We start from the raw sequence: 629 nt of genomic DNA, 5'->3' as shown, positions 1-629 counted from the left end.
CCGTACCGGAAAGGTCAGGTGTTGCACTCAGTTTTTGCCGCCGCCAAGTTAAAATTTAATTAGTAGAGACGAACATCTCAATGTCATCCAAGGTGTCAGCGATATTTCCTGCTAACGACGGATGTTTCAATTGAGCTTTTTTAAGCGCCTTCGCTGCTATTTCTAAGTCCAACTTTTCATGCCTTCTCGCGATATGACCGAGTGCGCTTATAGCAGCGGAGGCGATACTCTCATTGGAACTATTTAAATGCTCGATACAGATATTTTGCGCCCATGACCAGTCTGCTTCGTTGAGCCCTATAGAAATTAGGGCTGAAACTATCAATTTCGAATCGTTTGTCGAAAGAAATTGGACGGCCTGGTCATGAGGCATCGACGGATCTTGATAAGACAAGCTCATTTCGCAGCTCCTAAAATATTGCCCTTGGCATCTGTTTTGCCTGATTTAATAAGTGCATTTTTCATGTCTTGATGCAGTTTTCCCCAAGGGCGTACGTGCCCGTGGTAGATATCGCCGCCGGTTCTGTCAAAGACCACTATTTCCTTTGTTTGAGGGTCAACACCAATGCGTCTGGGTGATGTTGGGCGGTTGCAGGAGCTGAGCGCAACACGGTTATTGAATTGAAGCC

The 629-nt window shown here is 45.9% G+C and carries 1 protein-coding gene and 1 pseudogene; both read right to left on the bottom strand.

Annotated features, from left to right (window positions below; all coding sequences use genetic code 11):
• Window positions 1-55: 55 nt before the first annotated feature.
• Window positions 56-400 carry a hypothetical protein gene (locus LO50_RS23180; RefSeq protein WP_044316503.1) on the bottom strand — a complete coding sequence of 115 codons (345 nt, stop codon included), beginning with the start codon at window positions 398-400 and terminating at the stop codon, window positions 56-58.
• A pseudogene (locus LO50_RS24480) lies at window positions 397-629 on the bottom strand (S-type pyocin domain-containing protein); the annotation flags it as partial. The gene LO50_RS23180 and the pseudogene LO50_RS24480, both read right to left, overlap by 4 nt.

Source organism: Stutzerimonas stutzeri, from assembly GCF_000935215.1.
Taxonomy (GTDB): domain Bacteria; phylum Pseudomonadota; class Gammaproteobacteria; order Pseudomonadales; family Pseudomonadaceae; genus Stutzerimonas.
The sequence above is the reverse complement of the archived record's forward strand: the minus strand, read 5'-3'. Positions and strand labels throughout refer to the sequence as shown.